Source organism: Streptomyces sp. NPDC001904 (assembly GCF_040297005.1).
Classification (GTDB): domain Bacteria; phylum Actinomycetota; class Actinomycetes; order Streptomycetales; family Streptomycetaceae; genus Streptomyces.
Genome location: NZ_JBEOYI010000042.1, coordinates 38,951 through 45,820 on the forward strand (window position 1 = coordinate 38,951; position 6,870 = coordinate 45,820).

At 72.3% G+C, this 6,870-nt stretch carries 6 protein-coding genes; 5 read left to right on the forward strand and 1 reads right to left on the reverse strand.

Annotated elements, in window-relative coordinates:
- The first annotated feature begins 63 nt into the window (after positions 1–63).
- The gene (locus tag ABT127_RS37040) at positions 64–1,590 is read left to right on the forward strand and encodes a hypothetical protein (protein WP_351460242.1); all 1,527 of its coding nucleotides are present in this window, start codon (positions 64–66) and stop codon (positions 1,588–1,590) included.
- A 7-nt stretch (positions 1,591–1,597) separates the two neighbouring features.
- Here the strand turns inward: ABT127_RS37040 and ABT127_RS37045 are convergent, their stop codons facing one another.
- Complete coding sequence (locus ABT127_RS37045) at positions 1,598–3,097, reverse strand: SCO1417 family PLP biosynthesis transcription factor (protein WP_351460245.1); 1,500 nt, start codon at positions 3,095–3,097, stop codon at positions 1,598–1,600.
- A 219-nt stretch (positions 3,098–3,316) separates the two neighbouring features.
- Here ABT127_RS37045 and yczE point away from each other — a divergent pair, with 219 nt between their 5' ends.
- The 4 genes from yczE to ABT127_RS37065 all read left to right on the forward strand — a co-directional run bounded on the left by yczE (position 3,317) and on the right by ABT127_RS37065 (position 6,733).
- Entirely contained in the window at positions 3,317–3,925 is a 609-nt protein-coding gene (gene yczE / locus ABT127_RS37050) for a membrane protein YczE (RefSeq protein ID WP_502971842.1), read from the forward strand.
- Positions 3,922–4,689, forward strand: coding sequence for a glycerophosphodiester phosphodiesterase family protein (locus tag ABT127_RS37055; RefSeq protein ID WP_351460250.1), 768 nt, complete (start codon positions 3,922–3,924; stop codon positions 4,687–4,689). Before yczE ends, ABT127_RS37055 begins: the two co-directional genes overlap by 4 nt.
- A gap of 51 nt (positions 4,690–4,740) precedes the next feature.
- The gene (locus ABT127_RS37060; protein ID WP_351460252.1) at positions 4,741–6,102 is read left to right on the forward strand and encodes an MFS transporter; all 1,362 of its coding nucleotides are present in this window, start codon (positions 4,741–4,743) and stop codon (positions 6,100–6,102) included.
- Positions 6,103–6,358: 256 nt separating this feature from the next.
- A complete protein-coding gene (locus ABT127_RS37065) occupies positions 6,359–6,733 on the forward strand; it encodes an RNA polymerase-binding protein RbpA (protein ID WP_003977404.1) in 375 nt (124 codons plus the stop codon).
- Positions 6,734–6,870 lie beyond the last annotated feature (137 nt).

The window sequence follows — 6,870 nt, forward strand, 5'->3', positions numbered from 1 at the left end:
CCCAACTCCCCGTTGCCCCGGATTCTGAGCACCGGCAGCGCCTCCATCGCCCGGAGCCGGGAAATGGCACGGACGGCCGCCGACGGCGCCACCGACGTCCTCCACCCGCTCATCACGATCACCCGTGGACTGCGTCGTCTGGCTGCCGCCGGACGACGCAAGTGGACGGAGACCCCCAAGGACCGACGCGGACCGCTGCTGTTCCTGGTGGCCGCCGTGGTCCTGGTCGTGGTGTTCATTCCCTACGGGCCGCTGCTCGCGATCATCACGGTCATGGCGGCGGCCGCGTGGAAGGGCCGCGACCCCAAGCAGCCCGAGGAACCGGCGGGACCCGACGAGTCGCAGGTCAAGCGCCTCTCCTCGCTCTACGAGGCGCTCGTCCCCTACTTCTCGGTGGCCGAGGACCCGAACCCGCTCTACGCCCACGGCGGCGAGTGGGAGCAGGCCTTCGAGACGTACGACTTCGACGGCGACGGCCGCTTCGACCGGCTCACGATCAGCTATCCCGCCTACTTCGCCGACGGCGACGCGGAGTCCCGGGCGCGGATCGAGCAGCTGCTCGGCGCCAAGCTGGGCCGCGGCCGTGAGTACCACTTCGCCTGGGACGAGGAGGGCAACCACCTCACCGTGACCGTGCTCGCCCCGCTGCCCACCGACATCGCCGCCCAGCGCTTCGTGACCGCCCCGGCGGAGACGGTGCTCGGCTTCACCGACGAGACCGGGGTGCAGCGCACGCTGCCGGTCATGGACGGCGAGGAACAGCGGGACGTGCCGCCGGTCGTCTGGCGCACCGGCGTCCGCTCCACCGAGCCCCACCTGCTGGCCGTGGGCCAGCCCGGCAGCGGCACGACGTCCCTCGTGCGCTCGATCGCGCTGCAGGCCCTCCAGCACGGCGACGTACTGATCATCGAGGGCAGCGGCACCGGCGACTACGCGTGCCTGGTCGGCCGGGACGGTGTCCTCGCCGTCGAGTGCGGCCTCGCGGGCGCGCTCGCCAGCCTCGAATGGGCGGCGCACGAGACCGAGCGCCGGCTGATCGCGGCGAACCGGGCGCGGCAGGCCGGACACCCGACGCCGGACGACATCAAGCGCCCGCTGTGGATCCTGCTCGACCGGCCCGGCGCGCTGGGCCACCTCGCCGCGGCGGACGGTCGCAAGGATCCGCAGAGCCTGCTCCAGGTGCCGCTGCGGCACGGGCGCGCGGCCGGGGTGACGGTCGTGGTGGCCGAGCAGTTCGACAGCCTCGACGCCCTGATCGAGCCGGTGCGCCAGCACACCCGCGCGCGCGTGGTGCTCGGTCCGGCCACCGCGCAGGAGCTGGAGGACGTCCTCGGCATCCAGCCGCCGACGACTCCCACCTCCGACGTACCGGCCGGCCGCGGCTACGCCCGGCTCGGCACGGGACCGGTCCACCGGCTCCAGGTGCCGGCCACGCCCGACCCGTACGACGACGCGACCAGCGAGGCCCACCGGCAGGCCGTGATGGCCCTGCTGCCGGACCGGATCACGCCCCCGTCCGGAACCGACACCGCCTCGGACACCGCCGTGGAGGCGGTTCCCGACGAGGCGGAGGCGCTCGCGGAGCGCTGACGACGGATCACGCGATCAGGGTGCGCGGCACGTCCCCGCCCGCACCCTGGCCGTCCGTCACCATCCGGGCCGCCGCCGCGAGCCGCACGGCGGCCTCGTCGGCCACGGCGCCGCCCACGGTGAACGGCAGTCGCACATAGCCCTCGAAGGCACCGTCGACGCCGAACCGCGGACCGGACGGCACCCGCACCCCGACCCGCTCCCCCACCGCGGCGAGCCGCGAACCCGAGAGCCCGCCCGCCTTCACCCACAGCGTCAGACCGCCGTCCGGCACGTCGAACTCCCAGTCGGGCAGCTCCCGGCGCAGTGCGGTCACGAGGGCGTCCCGGTTCTCCCGCGCCTGACAGCGGCGCAGCTCCACGGCCTCCTCCCAGCCGCCGGTGTTCAGCAGCCAGTTCACGGCCAGCTGCTCCACGACCGGAGTGCCCAGATCCGCGTAGGCGCGTGCGGCGACCAGGCTGCGGATCACGTCCGGGGCGGCCCGCACCCAGCCGATCCGCATGCCGGCCCAGAACGCCTTGCTGGCCGAGCCCACCGTGACGACCGTCGAACCGGCCGGGTCGAACGCGCAGACGCGGCGCGGCATGCCCCGGTCGCGGTCGAAGTACAGCTCGGTCATGGTCTCGTCGACCACGAGCACGGTGCCCGCCGAGCGGGCCGCGTCGACCAGGGAGCGGCGTTGCTCCTCGTCGGCGAGCGCGCCGGTCGGGTTGTGGAAGTCCGCGACCACATAGGCGAGTCGCGGCGCGGCGTCCCGCAGGACCTGCCGCCAGCGGTCGAGGTCCCAGCCGGCGAGCCGGTCGGCCATGGCGACGGGGACGAGCCGCAGACCGGCCTCCCGCATGAGCTGGAGGATGTTGGCGTAGCTGGGCGACTCGACGGCGACGCGCTCGCCCTGGCCCGCGAAGAGGTGGCAGATCGCGTCGATGGCACCCATGGCGCCGGTCGTCACCATGATCTGCTCGGGCATGGTGGGGATGCCGTGGGCGGTGTACCGCTCGGCGATCATCGTGCGCAGCGCGGGCAGACCGGCCGGGTAGTCGCCGTGGGTGTGGGCGTAGGGCGGCAGTTCGTCGAGGGCGCCCCGCACGGCGCGGGTGAGCCAGGGTTCCGGGGCCGGCAGCGCGGCGGTGCCGAGGTCGATCATCGAGCCCAGGGACTCGGGCGGCAGGGGTTCGAGACCGCGCGCGGGCAGCGGGTTCCCGGCCGGGCCCGCGGTCCAGCTGCCCGCTCCCCTGCGGGACTCCAGGTACCCCTCGCCGCGCAGCGCCTCGTAGGCCGCCGCGACGGTGGTGCGGCTGACCGAGAGCGCCTGGGCGAGTTCGCGCTCGGCGGGCAGCCGGGTGGCCACCGGGACGCGGCCCTCCAGGACGAGCAGCCGGATGCCGTCGGCGAGCGCCCGGTAGGCCGGCGGGCGGCGGGTGCCGGGCCCGGCCGGGCGGTCCTGCTGCGAGGTGAGCAGCCGGGCGAGCTGGGCCGAGCCGATCGCCGAAGTCCACTGAGCCATGCGGTCCAGTCCACCTTCCCGGAATTGGCCATGGTTGGCCTGGGTTTACAGGCCACAGAGTGTCACGAGCCGGTCCACTACCACCACAGGGGGCACCTCTTGTCAGCGCCAGAGCCGTCGTCGCCGGGGACGTCCGTACCAGAGCCGTCGTCCGTACCGGAGCCGTCGTCGGCCGCTCCGCGCGGCGGCCCGCTCGTCCGCCGCCTTCTCCAGCTCTATGTGGGTCTCGCTCTGTACGGCGCCAGTTCGGCGCTCCTGGTGGAGGCGGGGCTCGGCCTGGAGCCGTGGAACGTGCTGCACCAGGGACTCTCCGAGCTGACCGGCGTCTCGATCGGCGTCGTGTCGATCGGCGTGGGCGCGGTCGTGCTGCTCCTGTGGATCCCGCTGCGGCAGCGGCCCGGCCTCGGCACGGTCTCCAACGTCTTCGTGGTGGGCCTCGCCATGGACGGCACGCTCGCCGTGGTGCCCGATGTGCACTCCTACGGGGTGCGCATTCCGCTGATGGTCGTCGCGATCGTGCTCAACGGGGCGGCGACCGGCCTCTACATCGCGGCGAAGTTCGGCCCCGGGCCGCGCGACGGCCTGATGACGGGGCTGCATCTGCGCACGGGCCGCTCGATCCGCCTGATGCGCACCGCCGTCGAGGTCGCCGTCGTGGTGACCGGGTTCCTGCTGGGCGGCACGATCGGCGTGGGCACGGGGCTGTACGCGATCGCGATCGGCCCGCTGGCGCAGTTCTTCCTGCGCGTCTTCGCCGCCCCCGCGCCGTCCGCCGGATCCACCGCGGCTGCCGGGGCGTCACCGCGGCGGGCGATACTGCGACCGTGACCCACCCCGTACGCCACCCCTACCTCGACCATCCCGGGCCGCTCGCCCTCGCCCACCGCGGCGGGGCCGCGGGCGGTCTGGAGAACACGCTCAGCGCGTTCCGGCACGCCGTGGACCTCGGCTACCGCTACATCGAGACGGATGTGCACGCGACGAGCGAGGGCCGCCTCGTCGCGTTCCACGACGCCACCCTCGACCGGGTCACGGACGCGCGGGGCCGGATCGCCGACCTGCCGTGGAGCGAGATCCGCCACGCGCGCGTGGCGGGCACGGAACCCGTCCCCCTCCTCGAGGACCTGCTGGAGGCCTTCCCAGACGTCCGGTGGAACGTGGACGTGAAGGCCGAACCGGCCCTCGTGCCGCTGCTGGACCTGCTGCGCCGCACGCGCGCGTGGGACCGGGTCTGTATCGGTTCCTTCTCGGAGGGCCGGGTCGCGCGGGCGCAGGCCATCGCCGGGCCGCGCCTCGCCACCTCGTACGGCACCAAGGGCGTGCTCGGTCTGCGCCTGAAGTCGTACGGCCTCCCGGCGGCGCTGCGCCGCTCGGCCGTGTGCGCCCAGGTCCCGGTCGCCCACGGGCGGATCCGGGTGGTCGACGAGCGCTTCGTACGGGCCGCTCACGCGCGCGGGCTTCAGGTCCATGTCTGGACGGTCAACGACGAGTCCGAGATGCGGAGACTTCTCGACCTGGGGGTCGATGGCATAGTTTCCGATCACATCGAGACGCTGCGGGACGTCCTGAAGGACCGGGGAAGCTGGGTCTGAGGGCCTGCGCCCGCGACGCGCCGGACGCACGGGGACAACAAGGGGACACGGGTGGGCACCGACACCGCGCACGAGACGGCGACGGGCGCGACCGCCCTCGCCGACCGCAAGCGCGAACAACGCGGCTGGTACTTCTACGACTGGGCGTGCTCCGTCTACTCGACGAGCGTCCTGACCGTGTTCCTGGGCCCGTACCTCACGTCGGTCGCGAAGGCCGCCGCGGACGCGGACGGCTATGTGCACCCGCTGGGCATACCGGTGCGCGCCGGGTCCTTCTTCGCGTACACGGTCTCCCTGTCGGTGATCGTCGCGATCTTCGTGATGCCGGTCGCAGGCGCGGCCGCCGACCGGTCGGGCCGCAAGAAGCCGCTGCTCGCGCTCTCCGCCTACATCGGCGCGACGGCCACGACGGCCCTGTTCTTCCTGGGCGGCGACCGCTATCTGCTCGGCGGACTGCTCCTCGTGGTGGCGAACGCCTCGCTGGCCGTGTCGATGGCTCTCTACAACTCCTTCCTGCCCCAGATCGCCCCGCCCGAGGAGCGCGACGCCGTGTCGTCGCGCGGCTGGGCCTTCGGCTACGCGGCCGGCTCGCTGGTCCTCGTGGTGAACCTGGTGCTCTATCTGGCCCACGACTCCTTCGGCCTCACGGAGTCGGCTGCCGTGCGCATCTGCCTCGCGTCGGCCGGGCTCTGGTGGGGCGCGTTCACCCTCGTCCCGTTGCGCCGTCTGCGTGAACGGCGCACGGTTCCCGCGCAGGGCGGTGCGCGGACGGCGACGGGGCTGCGTCAGCTGGTCGTCACTTTGAAGGACATGCGCCGCCATCCGTTGACGCTCTCCTTCCTGCTGGCCTATCTCGTCTACAACGACGGCGTGCAGACGGTGATCTCCCAGGCGTCCGTGTACGGCTCCGAGGAGCTGCGCCTCGATCAGTCGTCGCTGATCACGGCGGTGCTCCTGGTGCAGGTCCTGGCGGTGGCCGGGGCGCTCGGGATGGGCCGCCTCGCGCGCGCGTACGGCGCGAAGCGCACGATCCTCGGCTCGCTGGTGGCGTGGACGGTGACCATCGGGGCGGGCTATTTCCTGCCGAAGGACTCGCCCGGGTGGTTCTACGCCCTGGCGGTCGGTATCGGGCTCGTCCTGGGCGGCACCCAGGCCCTTTCCCGCTCGCTGTTCTCACACCTCGTCCCGGCGGGCAAGGAGGCCGAGTACTTTTCCGCGTACGAGATGAGCGACCGGGGCATGAGCTGGGTGGGACCGCTTGTCTTCGGGCTCGCGTTCCAGCTGACCGGCAGCTACCGGGACGCGATCGTGTCCCTCGTGGCTTTCTTCGTGATCGGTTTTGTCCTGCTCGCGCGGGTACCCGTGCGTCAGGCGATCCACGACGCGGGGAATCCTGTACCGACCCGGATTTAGCACCTGAAGGCAAAGGCCGGTAGTGTACGCGGTTGGCCTGCCAGGCGTACCGTTACTGCACGTCAAGAATCTGCGACGTTAGGCCACATCTGGTGTCAGATGTGACAAACCGGGCACTGGTGGGTACAACAAGGGGCGGCTACGACGGCGACGCATGACCCGGGGACCGGGAATCTTTACCGCCGACCGGACGTTGACCGGATGACGACGACAGCGACACCTGTCCTGTGGGCGACAAGCCCGGGAGGCACGATTCATGAGTGAGCGAGCTCTTCGCGGCACACGCCTCGTAGTGACCAGCTACGAGACGGACCGCGGCATCGACCTGGCCCCGCGCCAGGCCGTGGAGTACGCATGCGAGAAGGGCCATCGCTTTGAGATGCCCTTCTCCGTGGAGGCCGAGATTCCGCCGGAGTGGGAGTGCAAGGTCTGCGGGGCCCAGGCACTTCTCGTGGACGGTGACGGTCCTGAGGAGAAGAAGGCGAAGCCCGCCCGTACGCATTGGGACATGCTGATGGAGCGGCGCACCCGCGAGGAGCTCGAAGAGGTCCTCGAGGAGCGCCTGGCGGTGCTGCGCTCGGGCGCGATGAACATCGCGGTTCACCCGAGGGACAGCCGCAAGTCCGCGTAATCCCTGCGGGGCTTGGCAAAGACTGCGAACGGCCGGGGGTCGCTCGGTCGAGTGACCGGCGGAGGGGCCGCCGGGACCCGGCCGGAGGACAAGGCGGCGGCCACCTCCTCCGGGACCGGCATCGCCGACGAGCACTC

Bases quoted from the DNA above. Each gene is read 5' to 3' on its own strand.
- ABT127_RS37045 (WP_351460245.1), bottom strand. From the start codon at position 3,097: ATGGCTCAGTGGACTTCGGCGATCGGCTCGGCCCAGCTCGCCCGGCTG.
- ABT127_RS37065 (WP_003977404.1), top strand. From the start codon at position 6,359: ATGAGTGAGCGAGCTCTTCGCGGCACACGCCTCGTAGTGACCAGCTAC.
- ABT127_RS37040 (WP_351460242.1), top strand. From the start codon at position 64: ATGGCACGGACGGCCGCCGACGGCGCCACCGACGTCCTCCACCCGCTC.